Source organism: Streptomyces longisporoflavus, assembly GCF_014649775.1.
In the GTDB taxonomy this organism is placed as follows: Bacteria; Actinomycetota; Actinomycetes; order Streptomycetales; family Streptomycetaceae; genus Streptomyces; species Streptomyces longisporoflavus.
This window is the reverse complement of the sequence record NZ_BMTR01000006.1, coordinates 97,314-118,208: the sequence shown is the minus strand read 5'-3', so window position 1 is coordinate 118,208 and position 20,895 is coordinate 97,314. Positions and strand designations below refer to the sequence as shown.

Annotated in this window: 16 protein-coding genes and 1 pseudogene; 10 read left to right on the top strand and 7 right to left on the bottom strand. The window is 69.8% G+C overall.

What is annotated here, in order from left to right; all coding sequences use genetic code 11:
* Positions 1-5 precede the first annotated feature (5 nt).
* Genes IE226_RS14250 through IE226_RS14240 form a run of 3 tightly spaced genes read right to left on the bottom strand, consistent with a single transcriptional unit; the run spans position 6 to position 3,162 of the window.
* The gene (locus IE226_RS14250; protein ID WP_190081560.1) at positions 6-869 is read right to left on the bottom strand and encodes a carbohydrate ABC transporter permease; all 864 of its coding nucleotides are present in this window, start codon (positions 867-869) and stop codon (positions 6-8) included.
* Entirely contained in the window at positions 866-1,813 is a 948-nt protein-coding gene (locus tag IE226_RS14245) for a carbohydrate ABC transporter permease (RefSeq protein WP_373306953.1), read from the bottom strand. Before IE226_RS14245 ends, IE226_RS14250 begins: the two co-directional genes overlap by 4 nt.
* On the bottom strand, positions 1,810-3,162 hold the full coding sequence (locus tag IE226_RS14240) for an extracellular solute-binding protein (RefSeq protein WP_190081559.1): 1,353 nt from the start codon (positions 3,160-3,162) through the stop codon (positions 1,810-1,812). The genes IE226_RS14245 and IE226_RS14240 overlap by 4 nt, the downstream gene beginning before the upstream one ends.
* 262 nt (positions 3,163-3,424) lie before the next feature.
* On the opposite strand from IE226_RS14240, the gene IE226_RS14235 reads away from it, so the two are divergent.
* From IE226_RS14235 to IE226_RS14225, 3 genes and pseudogenes are all read left to right on the top strand, one after another.
* Positions 3,425-5,911 carry an alpha-L-arabinofuranosidase family protein gene (locus tag IE226_RS14235; RefSeq protein ID WP_190081558.1) on the top strand — a complete coding sequence of 829 codons (2,487 nt, stop codon included), beginning with the start codon at positions 3,425-3,427 and terminating at the stop codon, positions 5,909-5,911.
* A 148-nt stretch (positions 5,912-6,059) separates the two neighbouring features.
* Positions 6,060-7,212, top strand: a pseudogene (locus IE226_RS14230) (right-handed parallel beta-helix repeat-containing protein).
* A gap of 96 nt (positions 7,213-7,308) precedes the next feature.
* Complete coding sequence (locus IE226_RS14225; protein ID WP_190081557.1) at positions 7,309-7,806, top strand: peptidylprolyl isomerase; 498 nt, start codon at positions 7,309-7,311, stop codon at positions 7,804-7,806.
* Between the two features lie 92 nt (positions 7,807-7,898).
* Here the strand turns inward: IE226_RS14225 and IE226_RS14220 are convergent, their stop codons facing one another.
* Entirely contained in the window at positions 7,899-8,507 is a 609-nt protein-coding gene (locus IE226_RS14220; protein ID WP_190081556.1) for a TetR/AcrR family transcriptional regulator, read from the bottom strand.
* A gap of 95 nt (positions 8,508-8,602) precedes the next feature.
* On the opposite strand from IE226_RS14220, the gene IE226_RS14215 reads away from it, so the two are divergent.
* Positions 8,603-9,352: an SDR family NAD(P)-dependent oxidoreductase gene (locus IE226_RS14215; protein WP_190081555.1), complete on the top strand. Its 750-nt coding sequence runs from the start codon at positions 8,603-8,605 to the stop codon at positions 9,350-9,352.
* Between the two features lie 38 nt (positions 9,353-9,390).
* Here the strand turns inward: IE226_RS14215 and IE226_RS14210 are convergent, their stop codons facing one another.
* Positions 9,391-10,044 carry a ThuA domain-containing protein gene (locus tag IE226_RS14210; RefSeq protein WP_190081554.1) on the bottom strand — a complete coding sequence of 218 codons (654 nt, stop codon included), beginning with the start codon at positions 10,042-10,044 and terminating at the stop codon, positions 9,391-9,393.
* 138 nt (positions 10,045-10,182) lie between these two features.
* Here IE226_RS14210 and IE226_RS14205 point away from each other — a divergent pair, with 138 nt between their 5' ends.
* Positions 10,183-11,379 (top strand): pyridoxal phosphate-dependent aminotransferase, encoded by a 1,197-nt coding sequence (locus tag IE226_RS14205; RefSeq protein ID WP_190081553.1) that lies wholly within the window; start codon positions 10,183-10,185, stop codon positions 11,377-11,379.
* Positions 11,380-11,389: 10 nt separating this feature from the next.
* Here the strand turns inward: IE226_RS14205 and IE226_RS14200 are convergent, their stop codons facing one another.
* Both IE226_RS14200 and IE226_RS14195 read right to left on the bottom strand, forming a co-directional pair.
* Positions 11,390-12,964, bottom strand: a complete 1,575-nt coding sequence (locus IE226_RS14200; protein ID WP_190081552.1) for a glycosyl hydrolase 53 family protein — start codon at positions 12,962-12,964, stop codon at positions 11,390-11,392.
* A gap of 134 nt (positions 12,965-13,098) precedes the next feature.
* Entirely contained in the window at positions 13,099-15,120 is a 2,022-nt protein-coding gene (locus tag IE226_RS14195; RefSeq protein WP_190081551.1) for a beta-galactosidase, read from the bottom strand.
* Between the two features lie 214 nt (positions 15,121-15,334).
* Between IE226_RS14195 and IE226_RS14190 the strand changes: the two genes are divergently transcribed.
* Genes IE226_RS14190 through IE226_RS14170 form a run of 5 tightly spaced genes read left to right on the top strand, consistent with a single transcriptional unit; the run spans position 15,335 to position 20,880 of the window.
* A complete protein-coding gene (locus IE226_RS14190; RefSeq protein ID WP_190081550.1) occupies positions 15,335-16,654 on the top strand; it encodes an extracellular solute-binding protein in 1,320 nt (439 codons plus the stop codon).
* Positions 16,651-17,583 (top strand): carbohydrate ABC transporter permease, encoded by a 933-nt coding sequence (locus IE226_RS14185; RefSeq protein ID WP_190081549.1) that lies wholly within the window; start codon positions 16,651-16,653, stop codon positions 17,581-17,583. The genes IE226_RS14190 and IE226_RS14185 overlap by 4 nt, the downstream gene beginning before the upstream one ends.
* A complete protein-coding gene (locus tag IE226_RS14180) occupies positions 17,580-18,500 on the top strand; it encodes a carbohydrate ABC transporter permease (RefSeq protein WP_190081548.1) in 921 nt (306 codons plus the stop codon). The genes IE226_RS14185 and IE226_RS14180 overlap by 4 nt, the downstream gene beginning before the upstream one ends.
* The gene (locus IE226_RS14175) at positions 18,497-19,528 is read left to right on the top strand and encodes a LacI family DNA-binding transcriptional regulator (protein ID WP_190081547.1); all 1,032 of its coding nucleotides are present in this window, start codon (positions 18,497-18,499) and stop codon (positions 19,526-19,528) included. Before IE226_RS14180 ends, IE226_RS14175 begins: the two co-directional genes overlap by 4 nt.
* A gap of 59 nt (positions 19,529-19,587) precedes the next feature.
* Positions 19,588-20,880 (top strand): FAD-binding protein, encoded by a 1,293-nt coding sequence (locus tag IE226_RS14170; RefSeq protein ID WP_190081546.1) that lies wholly within the window; start codon positions 19,588-19,590, stop codon positions 20,878-20,880.
* The last annotated feature ends 15 nt before the right edge of the window (positions 20,881-20,895 follow it).

Below are 20,895 nucleotides of genomic sequence, written 5' to 3'. Positions count from 1 at the left end.
CGGGCCTACTGGCCGGCGAGTCCCGTGTGGGCGACGCCGCTGATGATCTGGCGCTGGAAGAAGACGAAGACGATGACCAGGGGCAGGCCCGCCATGAGGCCGCCCGCCATGAGCTGGGCCCACTGGATGCCGTAGGAGTTCATGACGGTCGCGATGCCGTTCGGCATGGTCATCAGGTCGGGGTTGTTGGTCACCATGTAGGGCCACAGGAAGTTGTTCCAGGACGCGATGAAGGTGAAGATCCCGACGGCCGAGAGCGAGGGCCTGGAGAGCGGCAGGACGATGGTGAAGAAGACCCGCCAGCGTCCGGCGCCGTCGATGTACGCGGCCTCCTCCAGCTCGTGCGGGATCGACTGGAAGAACTTGTAGAGGATGTAGACCATGGCGGCGGGCGCGCACTGCGGCAGGATCATGCCCCAGTAGGTGTCGACCATCCCCATGGACTGGACGGTCGTGAACAGCGGCACGCCGAGCACCGCGGGCGACACCATCAGGCCCGCCATCACCAGGCCGAGCAGCGCGTTCTTGCCGCGGAACTCGGTGCGTGCGAAGCCGTAGCCGGCGAGGGCGCTGACGAGGACCACGACGAAGGTGACGCACACCGAGACGACGGCTGAGTTCACGAACCAGTTGGTGATGTTGCCGGTCTCGAAGAGCGCCTTCCACGCCTGGCCCGTCCACTCCTGCGGCACCCAGTGGGTGGGCACCTCGACGGCCTCGGTCTCCGACTTCAGGGAGGTGAGAAGGGCCCACAGGAGCGGTGTCATCCACACGGCGGAGACGACGGTGCCGAGCGCGGTGAGCACAATCTGGCCCGGGGTCCACTTCTTCTTGCCGCTGTTCTTCCGTACGACGACGGTCGTGCTCATCGCACGCCCTCCTCACGCTTGCGCAGGAGCCACATCCGGCCGAGGGCGACGGCCGCGATGAGCACGAAGAAGATGATGGAGATGGCGGAGGCGTAACCCACGCGGTAGGCGGTGAAGCCCTCTTCGAGGGTGTACTGGACGAAGGTCCGGGTGCTCTCCTCCGGTCCCGGCCCGAAGTCCTGCATCACCACGGCCTGGTCGAAGACCTGGAGCGAGGCGAGGATCTGCAGGGTGACGACGAGGCCGGTGATGTTGCGCAGCATCGGCAGGGTGATGTGCACGAGCCGGTGCCAGGCGTTCGCGCCGTCGAGCGCGGCGGCCTCGTAGAGATGGTCCGGGATGTTCTGCAGTGCCGCGAGGAAGAGCAGGAAGCTGAAGCCGACCGTCCACCACAGGGTGGTGATCACGACGGCGAGCAGGGCGGTGGACTTCTGGGTCAGCCAGGGCGTGTCGAGGCCGAAGACGTGGTTGATCATTCCGGTGGCCGGGTTGAAGAGCCACTGCCACAGGTTTCCCGCGACGGTCGACGGCAGCAGGAAGGGCGCGAAGAAGCAGAGCCGCCACAGCCATTTGGCGCGTTCGATGTGGTGGGCGAGCATCGCGAGGAGGAACGCGAGGACGACGATGCAGGGCACCACGAGCAGCGTGAAGTACGCGCTGTGCCCGAGGGCGTCCCACATGAGCGGGTTGCCGAAGGCCTCGCGGTAGTTGTCGAGGCCCACGAAGCGTTCGCCGGTGCCGGAGATGTTGGCGTCGGTGAAGCTCAGCCACAGGCCGCGGCCGATCGGCAGCAGCACGAACAGCGCGAACAGGACGAGGAAGGGGGCGACGAACCAGCCGCCGTGCTGGAGGCGGCGGGTCAGTCGCGTCCGGGGCGATTCGACGTCCGTCGCCGGGGACGGGCGTACGGCGGCCGGTGCGACCGCGGTGTCCAGAACGCTCACGCGGCGGACCCTCCCTCGGTGGCGGAGCTGCCTTCCATCGGGTTCTTCATGGCGACCAGCTTTTCGAGTACGTCCCGCATGCGGCGGGCCGTGGCGTCCGGCCTGGCGGAGCCGACGTTGGAGGAGGCGATGACGGGGCCGATGCGCTGGGCCAGGAGCCCGGTGGATCCCGCGAACCAGGCGGGTGGTTCGACCGCCATGTGGTCCATCGCCGAGACGTACTCCGACTGCGGTCGGAGCGACAGGTACTTCTTGTCGTCGAGCGTCGGCAGATAGGCGGGGATGTGGCCGCCGCGCGCCCAGGCCGTGGCGTTCTTGACGACGTACGCCGCCAGTCGGTGCGCGCCCTCGTCGGTGGCGCCGCCGCGCCGCGACTGGTGCGGCAGGACGAAGCAGTGGGACTCGGTGTGGGTGGCGGGCTTGCCGAAGACGGGCGGCAGCGGGGTCGCGCCGTACTTCAGCTTCGCGCCGCTGAACACGGGCACCGACCAGTTGCCCTCCCAGGTGAAGGCCGATCCGTTGACGAATGACTCGCCGTCGGCGATGCCGATCGCGGTGGAGTAGCCGTCGGTCAGGTGCCGGCGCAGGAACTCCAGGACCTGCGTGGCCTTGTCGGTGTCGAGGGTGACGTCCCGGCCGTCGGCGCTGAGGCAGGTGCCGCCGAGCTGGGTGTAGAAGGAGAGGAAGAACCACCAGGAGAAGTTGGGTTCGTCGGCCTTGATGCCGATGGTGTGGACATTGCCCTTGACCGCCTTCTTGGCGGCCTTGAGCGCCTTGAACCACTCCTCGGGCGAGGTGACCTGCGCCAGTTCGCCGTCGTCTCCGAGCAGTCCCGCCTGCTCGCACACGTCCCTGCGGTAGAAGCAGAGCTGGGCGTGGATGTCGAGGGGAAGGCCGTAGAGCTTGCCGTCGACGACGGCGCGCTTCCACAGCACCGGGTCGAAGTCGGCCTCGTGCACGCCGTACTCGGCGAGCAGCCGCACGTCCCAGGGGTCGAGCAGCCGGCCGGGCGCGAAGCCGGGGATGCGGCCCAGGTGCATCACCGCGAGGTCGGGGGCGCGGTTCCCGGCCGCCGCCATGGCGAGCTTGGTGTAGTACGGGTTGCCCCACTGGAGCGTCGAGTCCTTGACGTCGGTACGGGGGTTCGCGGCGCGGAAGGAGTCCAGCATGGCGATCATGTTGGCGCCGTCACCGCCGGAGAACAGATTCCAGTAGCGGACCCGTACGTCCGCGTCCGACGCGATCGCCGACGCGCTGCGATTGGCGGCGGCGAGTCCGAAACTGCCCGCGACGGCGAGTGCTCCGATGGAGCCGAGCACACCTCGTCGGCTCGGGAGGGGTGGTGACATTGCGGCTCACTTCTGTTCGATATTTCGAATGCTGCTCGCAACTTCGAACGGACCGTAAGGTCGAACGCGAGGCGCGTCAACGGTTCGGACAGAGACAGAGGCGAAGTCCCGCGAATTGCACGAGAGTTGTTCGAGATCACGAACCCCGGCGGCCACCTCGGCCACTTCCTGCGCAATGCGTTGACGCGCGGCTCCCCGCTACCTAAGTTGCCGTTCGACCCACTGACCATCGTTCGATATACCGCACAGGACTGGGGTAGGCATGGCACGCAGACGATGGAGACTCGGGCTCACGCTCGGAGCCCTGCTCGCCGGAACGCTCGCCGCGGGACCCACCGCCGCGGCCGAACCCACCGACTACACCATCGACGTCGACCCCTCCCGCACCGGCGCGAAGATCGACGACTCGATGTACGGCGTCTTCTACGAGGACATCAACCGCGCGGCGGACGGCGGCCTCTACGCCGAGCTCGTCCAGAACCGCTCCTTCGAGTACAGCACCGCCGACAACGCCTCCTACAAGCCGCTCACCTCATGGGACACGTCCGGTACCGCCGAGGTGGTGAACGACGAGGGCCGCCTCAACGCCCGCAACCGCAACTACCTTTCCCTCGGCGGCAGTTCATCCGTCACCAACACCGGATACAACACCGGACTCGCGGTCGCCAAGGGCAAGCGCTACGACTTCTCCGTCTGGGCCCGCACCGGCGGCACGCAGAAGGCTCCGCTGACCATCGGCCTGCGCGACGCCTCCGGCGACCTCGCCCCGGCGCGCCGCGTCACCGCACGCGGCGGCTGGGCGAAATACAAGGCGACGTTCACCGCCGCCCGCACCTCGGCCACCGGCCGGCTCACGGTCGCCTCGGACACCGCCCCCGTCTCGCTCGACGAGATCTCCCTTTTCCCCCGCGACACCTTCAAGGGCCGCGCCAACGGCCTGCGCAAGGACCTCGCCCAGAAGATCGCCGACCTCGACCCCGGCTTCCTGCGCTTCCCCGGCGGCTGCCTGGTCAACACCGGATCCCACGAGGCGTACGACGAGAAGTCGGGCTGGCAGCGCAAGCGCTCCTACCAGTGGAAGGACACCATCGGGCCCGTGGAGCAGCGGGCCACTAACGCCAACTTCTGGGGCTACAACCAGAGTTACGGGCTCGGCTACTACGAGTACTTCCAGTTCGCCGAAGACATCGGCGCCATGCCGCTGCCCGTGGTCCCCGCCCTGGTGACCGGCTGCGGCCAGAACAAGGCCACCGACGACCCGGCCCTCCTGAAGCGGCACATCCAGGACACCCTGGACCTGATCGAGTTCGCCAACGGCCCGGCGACCAGCGAATGGGGCAAGAAGCGGGCGGCGATGGGCCACCCCGAGCCCTTCCGCCTCACCCACCTGGGAGTGGGCAACGAGGAGAACCTCCCCGAGGAGTTCTTCGCCCGCTTCAAGGAGTTCCGCGCGGCCATCGAGGCGAAGTACCCGGACATCAACGTCATCTCCAACTCCGGCCCCGACGACAGCGGTTCGATCTTCGACAAGGCCTGGCAGCTGGGCCGCGACGCGGACGTGGCCATGGTCGACGAGCACTACTACAACAGTCCCCAGTGGTTCCTGGAGAACAACGACCGCTACGACTCCTACGACCGCAAGGGACCGAAGGTCTTCCTCGGCGAGTACGCCTCGCAGGGCAACAAGTTCTCCAACGCCCTGTCCGAAGCGGCGTTCATGACCGGCCTTGAACGCAACGCCGACGTCGTCAAGCTCGCCTCGTACGCCCCGCTGCTCGCCAACGAGGACTACGTGCAGTGGAAGCCGAACATGATCTGGTACGACAACGACCAGTCATGGGGCTCGGCCAACTACGAGACGCAGAAGCTCTTCATGCGCAACGTCGGCGACGAGGTCGTGCCGTCCACGGCATCCGGCACACCCGCCACGTCCGGCCCCATCACCGGCGCCGTCGGCCTCTCCACCTGGGCGACCAGCGCCGCGTACGACGACGTGAAGGTCACCGGCGAGGACGGCAAGACGCTCCTGACCGACGACTTCTCCGGCGGCGACGGCCAGTGGAGCAAGGCGGCGGAGAAGGGCACGTGGGCCGTCCAGGACGGCGCGTACGTGCAGTCCGACGAGGCAGCCGAGAACACCCTGGTCACGGCGGGCGACAAGGGCTGGCAGAACTACGACCTGAACGTGAAGGCCACCAAGAAGTCCGGCAAGGAGGGCTTCATGGTCGCCTTCGGGGTCAAGGACTCCGGCAACCACTACTGGTGGAACCTGGGCGGCTGGAACAACACTCAGTCGGCCGTCGAGAAGAGCGTCGACGGCGCGAAGCAGACCATGGTCCAGGACACGACGGCGATCGAGACGGGCCGCACCTACGACTTGCGCGTGGAAGTGCGCGGGCGGCAGGTGACGCTCTTCCTCGACGGCAAGAAGTGGGGTTCCTTCACGGACGACAAGCCCGCCGAGCCGTTCCGCCAGGTCGTCACCCGCGACAAGGCCACCGGCGACCTCATCGTCAAGGTCGTCAACGCGCAGGGCTCCGAGGCGCGCACCGAGATCGGACTCGGCTCGGGCACGCGCGTCGGCCGGAACGCGAAGGTGACCACGCTGGCCGCCGACCCGGCCGCGGAGAACACGAAGGACGCGACGCCGGTCAAGCCGGTGACCTCGACGTTCAAGGGCGTGTCCGAGACCTTCTCGTACACCTTCCCGGCGAACTCGATCACCTTCATGAGGATCAGGACCGAGTGACCGGTCCGCGGACCGGCCGAAAAAGATCCTTGTCCGCGGCAACCCCGGGGGTGCGCGGCGGGCACTAGGGAGGAGCGGCGGCCGCCCGGAGGTCATGGGGTTCCCGGGCGGCCGCCGCACCACACCCCCCAGGAGAGGAACGTCTGCTGTGAGCAGCAGCGCCGGACGCCACCGCAGGACCCGTACGATCACCCTCGCCGCGGCCGTCGCCGTGGCGGCGGGAGCGGGCGGAGTCTGCCTGGGCCTGGACGCGGACGGCGCCGGCGCCGCGAGCAGCACGGTGGTCGTGTCGACGGCCGCGGCACTGGAGTCCGCGGTGGCGAACGCCTCGGCGGGGACCACGATCCAGGTGCGGGGCGGCACCTACTACCCGGCGAAGACCCTCAAGTCGACGGCGAACGGCAGCCCGTCCGCGCGCATCACCCTTGCCGCGTACGGCACCGAGAAGGTGAAGATCGACGGTTCGAAGCTCGCCGACGGCTCCTGGCTCGCCGCGCTCCACGGCGACCACTGGACCGTGCAGAACCTCACCTTCCGCGACTCCCCCGCGCAGGGCTTCGTCGCCACGTCGTCCGTCGGCGGTCTTCGAGAACCTGGTCACCGCCGACAACGGCGACTCCGGCTTCACCCTGCGCGGCGACGGCACGACCGGCAACCTCGTGCGGAACCTCGACAGCCACGGCAACTACGACGCCGCCACGCACGGCCAGAACGCCGACGGGCTCGCGGTGAAGTTCGGCTCGGGCACGGGCAACAAGATCACCGGGGCGCGTCTGTTCGACAACGCCGACGACGGCCTGGACCTGTGGCAGTACGCCTCCCCCGTCACCGTCGAGCACACCTGGGCCTTCGGCAACGGCGAGAACCGCTGGAACGACCCGGCGTGGGAGGGCAACGGCAACGGGTTCAAGCTGGGCGGCGGCGGTGCGAGCGCCGCGCACGTGGTGAACGACAACGCGGCCTGGGACAACACGCTGCACGGCTTCACGGAGAACTCCAACCCCGGCGGACTCCGTCTCCACCGCAACACCGCGTACGCCAACAAGGAGAACGGCTTCTGCTTCGCGACGGGCAAGGGCCGCCTGACCCGCAATCTCGCCGTCGCCAACGGCAAGGGCCCCGCCGAGCTCGGCCCCGGCACCGTCTCGTCCGCCGACAACTGGGACAGCGGTGTGGCGACCCCGGCGTTCCGGTCCAAGGACGCCACCACGGCGTACGGCGCCCGCCGGGCGGACGGAGCCCTGCCCGCGACGGCGTTCCTGACGACGGGAAGCACGGCCATCGGCTCGACGATGGACTGAGTCCGGACGGTATAATGCCTGGTCACCTGGGCTGCGAGCGCCTCATCTGGGGGTTCGGTTGGCGGGTGGGGACAGAGCAATGACAGGATGAGGACCATGACAATCAAGGCTTATTTCGACATCACCATCGACGGCCAGCCCGAAGGCCGCATCACGTTCAACCTCTTCGAGGACGTCGTGCCGAAGACCGTGGAGAACTTCCGCGCGCTCGCCACCGGCGAGAAGGGCTTCGGTTACGCGGGTTCGTCGTTCCACCGCGTCATCCCGGACTTCATGCTCCAGGGCGGCGACTTCACCGCCGGCAACGGCACCGGCGGCAAGAGCATCTACGGCGAGAAGTTCGCCGACGAGAACTTCCAGCTGAAGCACACCAAGCCGGGCCTGCTCTCGATGGCCAACGCGGGCCCCAACTCGAACGGCTCGCAGTTCTTCATCACCACGGTCGTCACGAGCTGGCTCGACGGCAAGCACGTCGTGTTCGGCGAGGTCGCGGACGAGGAGAGCATGGCCCTCGTCAAGAAGATCGAGAGCTTCGGCTCGCAGTCCGGCGCCACCAAGGCCGAGATCACCATCTCCGCCTCGGGCACGCTCTAAGCGTCTGACGTGAGCCCCCGCCTCGTCGAGGCGGGGGCTCACGCATGCCTGCCGGGGCTCGCCCGCCCCGGTGGGCCGGCTTGCGGCGGCCGTCAGGCGCCCGGCCAGTTCCGCAGGGCCATGTCGGCCACGTGCTGGAGATCGTCGCGTGTGGCTCCGCTCACCGCCTGGACGGCGATGCCGTTCGCCACGGTCATGATGTAGCGGGCGAGCAGCCCCGGGTCGGTGTCCGGCGGCAGGTCGCCTTCATCGACGGCGCGCCGGAACCGGTCGCGCAGCTGATCGACGCCGTCGTTGCGCCAAGCGGCAAGGGTGTCGCGGGCGTTGGCCCCGGCGTTCCCGGCGGCGAGTCCGGCCTGGACGCCGAGGCATCCGGCAGGGCAGTCGGGGCGGGTGGTGACCCGCACGGAGCCGTCGAGGAAAGCGGCGGCCACCTGCCGGGCGGTCGGTTCGCGCAGGGCCCGTGCCGTGTAGGAGGCGGGGCCCTCGGTGTAGCGCTCCAGCGCCTTGCGGAACAGGGACTCCTTGTTGCCGAAGGCCGCGTACATGCTGGTGCGGGTGATGCCCATGGCGCTGGTCAGGTCCGTGAGGCCGGCGCCCTCGTAGCCCTTCTCCCAGAAGACCCGCATGGCCCGTTCCAGGGCCTCATCGGCGTCGAAGCCCCTCGGCCGGCCGATCGGCGCCTTCTTCTGCGTTCCCATGAACGCATCCTACTCCTTCTGTACCGACCGGTCCCGAACCGTGCTACGGTCTCTTTCCGTACCGATCGATACATATATTTGTGGAGGTCATTCGCATGGGACAGCTCGAAGGCAAGACCGCGGTAGTCACCGGCGGCGGCACCGGGATCGGCCTGGCAAGCGCCGTACGCCTCGCGGACGAGGGCGCGCACGTGTTCATCACCGGCCGGCGCAAGACGGAACTGGACGCGGCCGTCGAGACCATCGGCGCGGCGAGGGCCACCGCGGTGGCGGGAGACATCTCGAACCCGGCGGACCTGGACCGGCTGTACGACGCGGTCCGCGCCCGCGGCCGGGGCCTGGACGTGGTCTTCGCGAACGCGGCGACCGCCTCACTGGTGCCGCTCGAGCAGATCACCGAGGACGACTTCAACCACATCTTCGGCATCAACGTGCGCGGCACGCTGTTCACCGTCCAGAAATCGCTGCCGCTGCTCAACGACGGCGCGTCGGTGATCCTGAACGCCTCCACCGCCGCCGACAACGGAGCGGAGGCGTTCGGCCTGTACGCGGCGTCCAAGGCGGCCGTCCGGACCTTCGCGCGGACCTGGGCCAACGAGCTCAAGGGCCGCGGCGTCCGGGTCAACGCCGTCTCGCCGGGGCCGGTCGACACCCCGGGGATCACGAATCTGTTCGCAGGAGAGGACGCGAGCGACGTCCGCACGCAGCTCGCCGCGGACACCGCGCTCGGCCGGATGGGCCGCCCCGAGGAGGTCGCCTCGGTCGTGGCGTTCCTCGCCTCCGACCAGAGCAGCTTCATGCTCGGCGCCAACGTCTACGTCGACGGCGGCGAGAACCAGATCTGAACCGCCGGCCGCGCGGCACGGGCGGCGGCGGCAGGCGACTACCGCCCGGTCACGTGGCGCAGGCCGCCCAGGAGGTGGGCACGGAAGTCCGGGTCCGCGTAGGCCTCGTCGGCGTGGCCGAGCGCCGTGTAGAACACCGGGCCGCCGCCGTGGTCGTGGCACCACACCAGGGGGTGGTCGGCGCCCATCCCGCCCCCTTCGTACGAGGACTCGTCGGCGGATGCCAGGACCCGCACCGCACCGCGCGGCGATGACCGGAAGTCATACCACTCGTCGGTGAACTCCCAGGAGGCCGGGAGGTGTGCGGTGGCGGGGTGCGCGTGGTCCTCGACGGTCAGGCGGCCGGGCTGGAAGGCGGGGTGGCGGGCGAAGCGCGCGCCGAGCAGCTCGCCGTAGTAGGGCCAGTCGTACTCGGTGCAGGCCGCGGCGTGGACCCCCATGAAGCCGCCGCCCGCCGCCCGGTACTCCCGCAGAGCGGCCCGCCCGGCAGGGGTGAGGACGTCGCCGCTGGTGGAGAGGAAGACGATCGCCGCACAGCCGGACAGGTCCCGCTCGAAGGCGGCCGGATCCTCGGTCGCGTCGGCGGAGCAGCCCACTTCTTCGGCGAGTTCGGACAGGGCGGCGACTCCGGCGGGGATCGACGCGTGCCGGTAGGCGGTCGTGCGGCTGTAGATCAGCAGACGGGGGCTCATGCGCCCTGATCGTAGAAGCCGCCGCCGGGGATCGGCGGGTGACTGACTCACACTCCCCTCGCGCCCCTCTGGTTGAGCATGTGCGCTCCCGCGTACGTATGTACGGCAGACACCACCTCCCCCCTCCGGAGGCCTCCCATGGCAGACGCGGGCAACGTCACCGCTCTCTTCCGCGCGTCCACCGCGCACACCCCTTCGTACTCCGCGCTGAACAGGGCGGCCCCGGACGGCGGACAGCCGCTCGTCGACTTCTGCATCCCGTGCAACCCCTACTTCCCCACTCCCGAGATGTACGAGGAGCTCGGCGGGCGGCTGCGGGACATCCTCACGTACTACCCGAGCGGCGCGGACACCATCGCGGCCGAGCTCAGTGCCGTGCTCGGGCTCAATCCGCAGACCGTCGTGATGGGCAACGGATCGACCGAACTCATCACCTGGATCGACCACTTGCTGGTGCGCGACGCGCTCGCCGTGCCGGTGCCGACCTTCGGGCGGTGGACCGATCAGTCGATGGAGACCGGCAAGCGCGTGGACATGTTCCTGCTTCCGGAGTCCGACGGATTCGTGCTCGATCCGCATGCCTTCGTCGACTTCGTGCGCTCCCGCGGCTCTCGTACGGCCGTCGTCTGCAACCCCAACAACCCCGACGGCGGCATGCTCCCGCGCCGCTCCGTGCTCGCGCTGCTCGACGCCCTGCAAGACCTCGACCTGGTCGTCGTGGACGAGTCGTTCCTGGAGTTCGCCGACGCGGGCCCGGAGTCGAGCGTCGCCGACGAGGCGGTCCTGCGGCCCAACGTCATCGTCCTGCGCAGCCTCGGCAAGAACTTCGGGCTGCACGGCGTGCGCTTCGGCTATCTCGTGGCCAATCCGGGCCTGTCCGGCAGAGTGCGCGCCGCACTGCCGAAGTGGAACCTCAACTCCTTCGCGGAGACCGTGGTGTTCATGCTGAGACAGCACCGCCACGCCTACGACCTGAGCCTGCGTCAGGTCCGCCGCGACCGCCAGGAGATGATCTGGCACCTCGGCCGCCTGCCCGGGCTCACGAGCTATCCCTCGCAGGGCAACTTCGTGTACGTGCGGCTGCCCGACGGTGTCGACGGAGCCGCCCTGCGCGACCGGCTCCTCGCCGAGCACGGCATCCTGGTGCGCGAGTGCGGCAACAAGATCGGCAGCTCCAGCCGCTTCCTGCGCCTGGTCGTCCGCCCGCCCGTCGACGTACAGCACCTGGTCGGCGGGCTCGAACAGACGCTGTACGCGACAGGGGGCGGCGGACTTCTGCCGGTCCCCTACGGCACGGGGAACCCGGCGGTGGACCGTCTTGTGATGCGGGCCTGAGCCCCCGGCGTCACCGGTGCGCGAAGCCGTTCACGGCCTCGGTCGGCGCCCCGTCGTAGTCGAACAGCGCCTGGTTCTCCCAGGCGTTGCCCGTCGAGGGGTCCGTCGGGTCCCAGCCGTTGCCCTCGACGGCCGTCCAGGTGGCGTCCCACCAGAAGACGCCCAGGCCCCGGCGGGACGGGACCGCCTCGACGACGCTCTGGATGTCCCTGAACCAGGCCGCCTGCCCTGCCTCGGTCGCGGGGTATCCGCCGACGAGTTCCTCCGGCTTGTCGATGACGTCCTCCCAGCCGTCGTCGCTGCCGAGGCGGAAGGGGTAGGCCGTCTCGGCGACGAAGAGCGGCTTCGCGTAGCGCGCCGCGAGATCGTCCATGTTGGCCTGGAGGTCGCTGAGGGCGCCGTGCCAGTAGCCGTAGAAGGACAGGCCGATGACGTCGAAGGGCACCTTGCGGGAGACCGCGTTGTCGAACCAGGTGCGGTACAGCGCGTTGTCCCCGCCGTTGGCCAGGTGCAGGGCGACCAGCGTGTCCGTCGAGACGGCCTTCGCGGCCGCGGCCCCCGCGGTCAGGAGACCCGCGAGCCGCGACCAGTCGGAGGTCGACCCGGTCGGCCACAGCATGCCGCCGTTCAGCTCGTTGCCGATCTGGACCATGTCGGCCGTGGTGCCCTGCGCCTTGAGGGCGTTCAGGACGTCGTACGTGTGGTCGTACACGTCGGTCTTCAGCCGGTCGTAGGTGTGTCCCGCCCAGGCCGACGGGATGGTCTGGGCGCCCGGGTCGGTCCAGGTGTCGGAGTAGTGGAAGTCGACGAGGAGCTTCATCCCGCGCGCCTTGACGCGCTTGGCCACGGCCAGGACGTGCGCCTTGTCGCAGTAGCCGTCGGCCGGGTCGACCCACACACGCAGGCGGGCGTAGTTCATGCCGGCGGCCTTGAGCACGGCGAGCGCGTCGGCCTCGGCGCCCGATCCGGTGCGGTAGACGCCGCCCAAGTCCTCGCTCTTGGCGAGCGAGGAGATGTCGGCGCCCTTGACCGGGAGCCCGGTCGATCCCGGCGTGAGGGTGATGTCGTCGAAGTTCGCCCAGTTCCCCGCGTTCGCGTCGGAGTACAGGCGGACGGTGCAGGCTCCCCCGGTCACCCTGACGGAGGTGACGAGGCGTATCCACTTCCCGTTCGGGGTGGGCGGCAGGTCGGTGCGCTGTTCGGCGGAACCGCTCTTGAGGGCCAGGTAGGCGGATCTCTGCCCGCCGCTCGAACGGACCCAGGCGGTGAGCGTGTACGTGCCGTCGGTGAGGCCGGTGAGGTACTGGTACGTCTCGACCTTGTACGCCGACGCCGACCAGTGCGACAGGCGCCCGCCGCCGGTGCGGCCTCCCGCCTCCGCGAAGGAGGCGGTGGTGCTGCCGTAGGTGCTCCAACCGGTGGTGCCGCTCTCGAAGCCCCCGTTGGCGAGGGTGGCCGCGGCGCTCGCCGGCCGGTCGGGCAGGACCGTGAGGGCGGCGGCGCCGAGTGCGGCCGCCAGGACGGTTCTGCGGGTGGCGCGTGGGCCGCGAGCTGCGTCCGACCCTGGTGTTCCGTTTCCGTGCATCGTCGATGTCCCTTCGACTTCGCGGTACGTGGAGTGGGGGGGGTGGGTGGTGACGCCGCGCCCGAAGCGATCAGCGCGACGCCACCGGACCGGGCAGGGTCCCCCACGGACCCGCCCGGCGTTCGGGGGCCGGGTCAGCGGTCGAGACGTACGACCCGGACCGCGCCCGCGGGCACCGCCAGGTGGCCCGCCGCGCGCTCGCCGGTGAGGAGTTCGGTGCCGTGGGCGTCGAGCGGCACCTTGGCGTCGGACCCGCGGTGGTTGAGGGCGAAGACGTAGGTGCCGCTCTCGCCCCGCCGGGTCACCACCTCTACGTCACGCGGAAGCTCGGGCCGCTCGGCGACACCCGCGTCGGCGCAGGCCGCGGCGAACAGGGTGTCGAGGTCGCGGGCGGTCAGGCGCGTGGAGACGTACCAGGCGGTGCCCTCGCCGAGCCGGTGCCGGGTGACGGCGGGGTGCCCGGCGGCGAGTCCGTCGGCGTACGTCCACACGGTCTCGGCGCCGCGCGGCACGACGAACTCCGTCCATACGTCGCCGGTGAGTTCGGCGCCGTCGGGGCCCGTGATGCGGACCGATTCGCCGTCGAGCAGCGGTGAGAACTCCTCGACGGTCAGGCCGAGCACGTCACGCAGGGCGCCGGGGCATGGGCCGGGGTGCACGGCGTCGTGCTCGTCGACGATGCCGGAGAAGTAGGAGACGAGGAGGGTGCCGCCCTGTGCCACGTAGCCCTCGACGTTGCGCGCCGCGGCCTCCGTCGCCAGGTACAGGGCGGGGACGACGACCAGGGGGTAGGCCGAGAGGTCGGCCTCGGGGTGGGCGAAGTCGACGGTGAGGTGGCGGTCGTAGAGCGCCTCGTAGAACGTGTCGGCGCGCTCGCGTGCGTCGTGGTCCTCGCTGGGCCGCCACTGCAGGTTCTGCGCCCACCAGGAGTGCCAGTCCCACAGCACCGCCACGTCGGCGACGGTCCGGGTTCCCTTCAGCGCGCTCAACTTTACTACGTTCGCGCCCAGTTCGGTGACTTCGCGCCAGACCCGGGATTCCGTGCCGGCGTGCGGCAGCATCGCCGAGTGGAACTTCTCCGCGCCGCGCCGCGACTGCCGCCACTGGAAGAACATGGCGCCCTCGGAGCCGCGCGCGACATGGGCCAGGGAGTTGCGGGCCATCTGCCCCGGCGCCTTCGCGGGGTTGCGGGGCTGCCAGTTGACGCCGGACGTGGAGTGCTCCAGGAGCAGCCAGGGTGCGCCGCCCGCGACGGATCGGGTGAGGTCGGCGGCCATGGCGAGGTTGACGTGGGTACGGCGGCCGTCGGTGATGAGGTAGTGGTCGTTGGTGACGAGGTCGACCTCGCGGCCCCAGGCCCAGTAGTCCAGGGAGTCGCACTGGCTGAGCGCGGTCATGAAGTTGGTGGTGACGGGGGCGCCGGGGGCGAGGCGGTGCAGGATGTCGCGTTCGCGCACGAAGTTCTCGCGCAGGGTGGCGTCGGCGAACCTGCGGTAGTCCAGGGCCTGCGCCGGATTGCCGACGGTGGGCGTGACGCGCGGCGGCTCGATCTCGTCGAAGGAGCCGTAGCGCTGCCCCCAGAAGGCCGTGCCCCACGCCTCGTTGACCGCCTCCACGCTGCCGTACGTCGTCTGGAGCCAGCCCCGGAAGTGGACGGCGCACGACGTGCAGTAGCAGGCGGAGACCGGCACCCCGAATTCGTTGTGGACGTGCCACATCGCGAGCGCCGGGTGCCCGGCGTACCGGCGGGCGAGCTGCTCGGTGATGCGGGATGACGCCTCGCGGTAGGCGGCGTTGCTGTGGCAGATGGCGCCGCGTGAGCCGAACTCGTGGCGCACGCCCTCGGCGGTGACGGGCAGCGCATCGGGGTGCGCGCGGTAGAACCAGGCGGGCGGCGCGACCGTCGGGGTCCCGAGGTCGGCGCGGATGCCGTTCTCGTGCAGGAGGTCGAGGACGCGGTCGAGCCAGCCGAAATCGTAAACACCGGGGGACGGTTCGAGCAGCACCCAGGAGAAGATCCCGACGCTCACCATCGTGACGCCGGCTTCCCGCATCAGCGCCATGTCCTCGCGCCAGACGGATTCCGGCCACTGCTCGGGGTTGTAGTCCCCACCGAAGGCGAGCCCGGTCAGGCCCGTGGGGGTGTTCTCCGGCATGGATCTCTCCCGAGTCGTCGATCAGTTGGACACGTCAATGAGGGACATCAAATGGGAACGTGCACACACACGTTCGCGGCTTCGAGTTCAACATAACCGCACAGCAACAACCATTGACAAGTGTCCTGGATGTTTCTCTACTGTGAACGCTCACAGATGCGTGGCAGGCCACTCGACGCAGTCGGCACAGCCACCCGGTCAGGGGAGACCATCCATGCCGTTCACGAAGCACCGCCGCTTCCACGCCACTTCGCTCGCCCTCGCTCTCGGCGCGGCCACCCTCACCGCCTGCGGCTCGTCGGACGACGAGAGCCAGGCCGAGTCGGGCCCCGCAGCACTGACGTACTGGGCCTGGACGCCCGGCATGGACAAGGTCGTCGACCTGTGGAACAAGGGCCCCGGCAAGAAGGAACAGATCAAGGTCACGGTCAAGAAGCAGGCCTCGGGCGACACCCTCGTCACCAAGATCCTCACCGCCCACAAGGCCAAGAAGGCACCCGACCTGGTCCAGGCCGAGTACCAGGCTCTGCCGACCCTCGTCAGCAACGACGCGCTCGCCGACATATCCGGTGAAGTGGGCAAGGCGGAGAGTGAGTTCCCGGCGGGCGTCTGGCAGCAGACGACGCTCGGCTCGGACGCGGTGTACGCGGTGCCGCAGGACTCGGGGCCGATGATGTTCTACTACCGCGCCGACCTCTTCGAGAAGTACGGCCTCAAGGCCCCCGCCACCTGGGACGAGTTCGCGAAGACCGCACGCGCGCTGAAGAAGAAGGCCCCGGACAAGGACCTCACCACGTTCTCCGCGAACGACTCCGGGCTCTTCGCGGGCCTCGCCCAGCAGGCCGGCGCCAAATGGTGGACCACCGAGGGCGAGAAGTGGAAGGTCGGCATCGACGACGCCGCCACGCGCAAGGTCGCCGACTTCTGGGGCGGCCTGGTCGAGGAGGGCGCCATCGACAACCAGCCGATGTACACCCCCGCCTGGAACAAGGCCCTGAACACCGGCAAGCAGATCGCCTGGGTGAGCGCCGTGTGGGCGCCCGGCACCCTCACCACGGCCGCCCCCGACACCAAGGGCAAGTGGGCCATGGCGCCGCTGCCGCAGTGGTCGAAGGGCGAGAACACCACCGGCAGCTGGGGCGGCTCGTCGACCGCCGTCACCACCGACAGCGACCACAAGGGCGCCGCCGCCAAGTTCGCCGCCTGGCTGAACACCGACCCGAAGGCCCTGGGCGCGCTCGCGAAGGAAGGCGGCATCTACCCCGCCGCCACCGCGGCCCAGACCAGCGGCGCGTTCGCCGAGCCCCCGGCCTTCTTCGCCGGACAGAAGGACTTCTACCCGCGGGCCGCCGAGATCGCGAAGACCGCCGCACCCGGCGCCTGGGGCCCGAACGTGAACGTCGCCTACACCTCGTTCAAGGACGCCTTCGGCTCGGCCGCCAAGAACAAGTCCGACTTCGGCGACGCCCTCACGACCATGCAGGACGCCACCGTCGCCGACCTGAAGAAGCAGGGCTTCGGAGTCGCGCCGTGACCTCCGCACGCCCGCGCCGCCGCACCTCCCACGGGACGAGGAGCGCCCCGTACGCGTTCCTGTTCCCCGCCGCCCTGCTCTTCGCGCTGTTCTTCGCGCTGCCCATCGGCTACGCGCTCTGGCTCAGCCTGCACAAGGTCGAGGTCGATGGCCTGGGCCTGGGCAAGAACGCCCGCCACGAGGTGTGGGCCGGCATCGGCAACTACACCGACGCGCTCACCGACTCCGAGCTCCTGCACGGCGCGCTGCGCGTCCTTGGCTACGGCGCCATCGTCATCCCGGTGATGCTCGGCCTCGCCCTGCTCTTCGCGCTGCTCCTGGACACCGAGCGGGTGCGCCTCACCCCCTTCACGCGCCTGGCGATCTTCCTGCCGTACGCCGTGCCCGGGGTCATCGCCGCGCTCCTGTGGGGGTTCCTCTACCTCCAGGACGTCAGCCCCTTCTTCTACGTCCTCGACAAGCTGGGCCTGCCGCAGCCCGACCTGCTGGACGGCGGCCCGCTCTATCTCGCGCTCTCCAACATCGCCGTCTGGGGCGGCACCGGCTTCAACATGATCGTCATCTACACCTCGCTGCGGTCCATCCCCGCCGAGGTCCACGAGGCGGCGAAGCTGGACGGCTGCTCGCAGCTGCAGATCGCTCTGCGGATCAAGATCCCGATGGTGGCGCCCTCGCTGGTGCTCACCTTCTTCTTCTCGATCATCGCCACGCTCCAGGTGTTCAGCGAGCCCACCACCCTCAAGCCGCTCACCAACTCCGTCTCCACCACCTGGAGTCCGCTGATGAAGGTGTACCAGGACGCCTTCGGCAAGGGTGACATCAACTCGGCGGCGGCCACCGCCGTGATCATCGCGGTCGTCACGCTCCTCCTGTCCTTCGGCTTCCTGCGCGCCGCGAACTCCCGCACAAAGAAGGAGGCAACCCGTTGACTTCGCCGAGTTCGCCTAGTTCGCTCGCCGTCCGCAAGGCCGCGCCCGCCGCGGGCACCACACCCGGTACCGCACAGGGCCCGCCGCCACGACGGATCGCCGTCCTGCCGACCGCCGTGCTCGTGCTCGGCGCCCTGTACTGCCTGCTGCCCGTGCTCTGGGTGGTGATCGCCTCCACCAAGTCGGGCCGCGAGCTGTTCTCCACCTTCACGTTCTGGCCCGGCAGCGGCTTCGCCGACAACCTCACGGACCTGTCCGCCTACCGCGACGGCATCTACTGGCGGTGGATGGGCAACTCCGCCCTCTACGCGGGGCTCGGCGCGCTCCTGTCCACGGCCGTCTCCGCCGTCAGCGGCTACGCCCTGGCGGTCTACCGCTTCCGCGGCCGCGAGACCGTCTTCAACATCCTGATGGCGGGCGTCCTGATGCCGCCGGTGATCCTTGCCGTGCCGCAGTACCTCCTGCTCGCCAAGGCCGACCTCACCGATTCGTACGCCTCGGTCCTGCTGCCGCTCATCCTCTCCCCCTACGGCGTGTACCTCGCCCGCGTCTACGCCTCCGCCGCCGTGCCCGGCGACGTCGTGGAGGCGGGGCGGATGGACGGTGCGAGCGAGTGGCGGATCTTCACGCGGATCGCGCTGCCGATGATGGTGCCCGGCCTGGTGACGGTGTTCCTCTTCCAGTTCGTGGCGGTGTGGAACAACTTCCTGCTCCCCTACATCATGCTCAGCGACGACGAGAAGTTCCCCATCACGCTGGGCCTGTTCACGCTCCTGGAACAGGGCTCCAACACCCCCGCGCTCTACACCCTCGTGATCACCGGCGCGTTGCTCGCCGTCGTACCGCTCATCGCCCTCTTCCTGGTCATCCAGCGCTTCTGGAGCCTCGACCTGCTGTCCGGAGCCGTAAAGTCGTGACCATGAACGCAACGGGGGGCAGGCGCAGGCCGCCGACGATCCACGACGTGGCCCGGGAGGCCGGAGTCTCGCGCGGCACGGTGTCCCGCGTTCTGAACGGCGGGCACTATGTCAGCCCCGCCGCCGAGGAAGCCGTCAACGCGGCCATCCGCAAGACCGGCTACGTCGTCAACCGGCACGCCCGCTCGCTGATCACCGGCCGCTCCGACTCGGTCGGTTTCCTGCTCACCGAACCGCAGGAGCGCTTCTTCGAGGACCCGAACTTCAACGTCCTGCTGCGCGGCTGCACACAGGCGCTCGCCGCACACGACATCCCGCTGCTCCTGATGCTGGCCGGCACTCCGGACGAGCGGCGCCGCATCATGCGCTACATCACCGCGGGGCACGTCGACGGCGTGCTCCTGGTCTCCAGCCACTCCGGCGATCCCGTCGCCGACGAGCTGCGCGATGCCGGGGTGCCCCTGGTGGCGTGCGGGAAGCCGATCGGCCGGGCCTCCAAGATGAGCTATGTCGCCGCCGACGACCGGGACGGCGCCCGCGACATGGTGCGCCATCTCCTCTCCCTCGGGCGGCGCCGTGTCGGCACGGTGACCGGGCCGCTGGACACACCCGGCGGTGTGGAGCGGCTCGCGGGTTACCGGGAGGTCCTGGCCGGTGAGGGCATCGAGGTCGACGAGCGGCTCATCGCGTCCGGCGACTACAGCCGGGCGGGCGGTGAGGCCGCCGCGACCCGGCTGCTTGCCCAAGCGCCCGACCTGGACGCCGTGTTCGTCGCGTCGGACCTCATGGCGCAGGGCGTCCTGACCGCCCTGCACCGCGCGGGCCGCCGCGTGCCGCAGGACATCGCGGTCGGCGGTTTCGACGACTCGCCCGCCGCTCTGAGCGCCCGCCCGGAGCTGACGACGGTCCGCCAGCCCTGGGACCGCATCAGCGCCGAGATGGTGCGGGTCCTTCTCGCCCAGATAGGCGGCGAGGACCCGGCCGCGGTGATCCTGCCGACGGAGCTCGTGATCCGCGGATCGGCCTGACGTACGAGGACGAGGCAGCGGGGGCTCCGTCCCCGCTGCCCTGAGGGAGGGACCCGAACATGACTGACGCCCTGGCCACCGGACGTGACGGTGCCGTGACCAACTGGGCGGGGAACATCACCTTCTCCGCCTCCGAGCTGCACCGGCCCGCGTCGCATGCCGCCCTGCGCTCCCTCGTCGCCCGCAGCCGCCAGGTGCGGGTGCTCGGCAGCGGCCACTCCTTCAACCGGATCGCCGACGTGGACGGCGACGCGGTCGAAGGAGGGGCCACCGCGCTGGTGTCCCTCGCCGCCTTCGAGCCGTCCGTCGACGTGGACTCGAAGGCGCGCACCGTACGGGTGTCGGGTGGCGTGCGGTACGCCGAACTCGCCCGTCATGTCGCCTCGTACGGGCTCGCCCTGCCCAACATGGCCTCGCTGCCGCACATTTCGGTGGCCGGTTCGGTCGCCACCGGCACGCACGGCTCGGGCAACGAGAACCGGTCCCTCGCTGAGGTCGTGCGCTCGGTGGAGCTGATGACGGCCGACGGGCAGACGTGCGTGCTGAGCCGTGGCGACGACGGTTTCGAAGGCGCCGTGGTCTCGCTCGGCGCGCTCGGCGTCGTCCTCGCCCTCACCCTCGACCTGGAGCCCCTCTACACCGTGAGCCAGCACGTGTTCGGCGAACTCGCCCTGGCCGGGCTGGACTTCGAGTCGGTGTCGGCGGCGGCGTACAGCGTGAGCCTGTTCACGGACTGGCGCGGCCCGCGCTTCAACCAGGTGTGGCTCAAGCACCGCGGGGACGCCGCCGTCGGTTTCCCCTGGGCGGCGCCCGTGAGCGAGCCCCGGCATCCGGTGCCGGGCATGCCCGCCGTCCACTGCACCGAGCAGCTGGGCGTGCCGGGGTCGTGGCACGAGCGGCTCCCGCACTTCCGGGCCGAGTTCACTCCGAGCAGCGGCGCCGAGCTCCAGTCGGAGTATCTGCTGCCGCGCGAGCACGCGCTCGCCGCGCTGTACGCCCTGGACGCGCTCAGGGCCGAGGTGGCGCCGGTGCTCCAGGTCTGCGAGGTGCGCACCGTCGCCGCCGACACCCAGTGGCTGAGCCCCGCTCACGGCCGGGACACCGTGGCGTTGCACTTCACGTGGGTGCCGGACGCGAAGGCCGTGCTCCCGGTGGTCACGCTCCTGGAGGAGCGCCTCGCGCCGTTCACACCCCGGCCGCACTGGGGCAAGGTGTTCGGCGCCGGCCCCTCTGAGCTCGGCGCCCGCTATCCGCACGCGGCCGATTTCGCGGCGCTCGCCGGGCGCCTCGACCCGCGGGGCAAGTTCCGCAACGCCTTCGTGCGCTCTTTCCTCCGTCCCTTCCTCGGCTGACCCGCGGCCGGCGCG

Excerpts from the sequence above, each read along its gene's own strand:
- IE226_RS14250 (WP_190081560.1), bottom strand. The coding sequence starts at position 869 with ATGAGCACGACCGTCGTCGTACGGAAGAACAGCGGCAAGAAGAAGTGG.
- IE226_RS14240 (WP_190081559.1), bottom strand. The coding sequence starts at position 3,162 with ATGTCACCACCCCTCCCGAGCCGACGAGGTGTGCTCGGCTCCATCGGA.
- IE226_RS14235 (WP_190081558.1), top strand. The coding sequence starts at position 3,425 with ATGGCACGCAGACGATGGAGACTCGGGCTCACGCTCGGAGCCCTGCTC.
- IE226_RS14225 (WP_190081557.1), top strand. The coding sequence starts at position 7,309 with ATGACAATCAAGGCTTATTTCGACATCACCATCGACGGCCAGCCCGAA.
- IE226_RS14220 (WP_190081556.1), bottom strand. The coding sequence starts at position 8,507 with ATGGGAACGCAGAAGAAGGCGCCGATCGGCCGGCCGAGGGGCTTCGAC.
- IE226_RS14215 (WP_190081555.1), top strand. The coding sequence starts at position 8,603 with ATGGGACAGCTCGAAGGCAAGACCGCGGTAGTCACCGGCGGCGGCACC.
- IE226_RS14210 (WP_190081554.1), bottom strand. The coding sequence starts at position 10,044 with ATGAGCCCCCGTCTGCTGATCTACAGCCGCACGACCGCCTACCGGCAC.
- IE226_RS14205 (WP_190081553.1), top strand. The coding sequence starts at position 10,183 with ATGGCAGACGCGGGCAACGTCACCGCTCTCTTCCGCGCGTCCACCGCG.
- IE226_RS14200 (WP_190081552.1), bottom strand. The coding sequence starts at position 12,964 with ATGCACGGAAACGGAACACCAGGGTCGGACGCAGCTCGCGGCCCACGC.
- IE226_RS14195 (WP_190081551.1), bottom strand. The coding sequence starts at position 15,120 with ATGCCGGAGAACACCCCCACGGGCCTGACCGGGCTCGCCTTCGGTGGG.
- IE226_RS14190 (WP_190081550.1), top strand. The coding sequence starts at position 15,335 with ATGCCGTTCACGAAGCACCGCCGCTTCCACGCCACTTCGCTCGCCCTC.
- IE226_RS14170 (WP_190081546.1), top strand. The coding sequence starts at position 19,588 with ATGACTGACGCCCTGGCCACCGGACGTGACGGTGCCGTGACCAACTGG.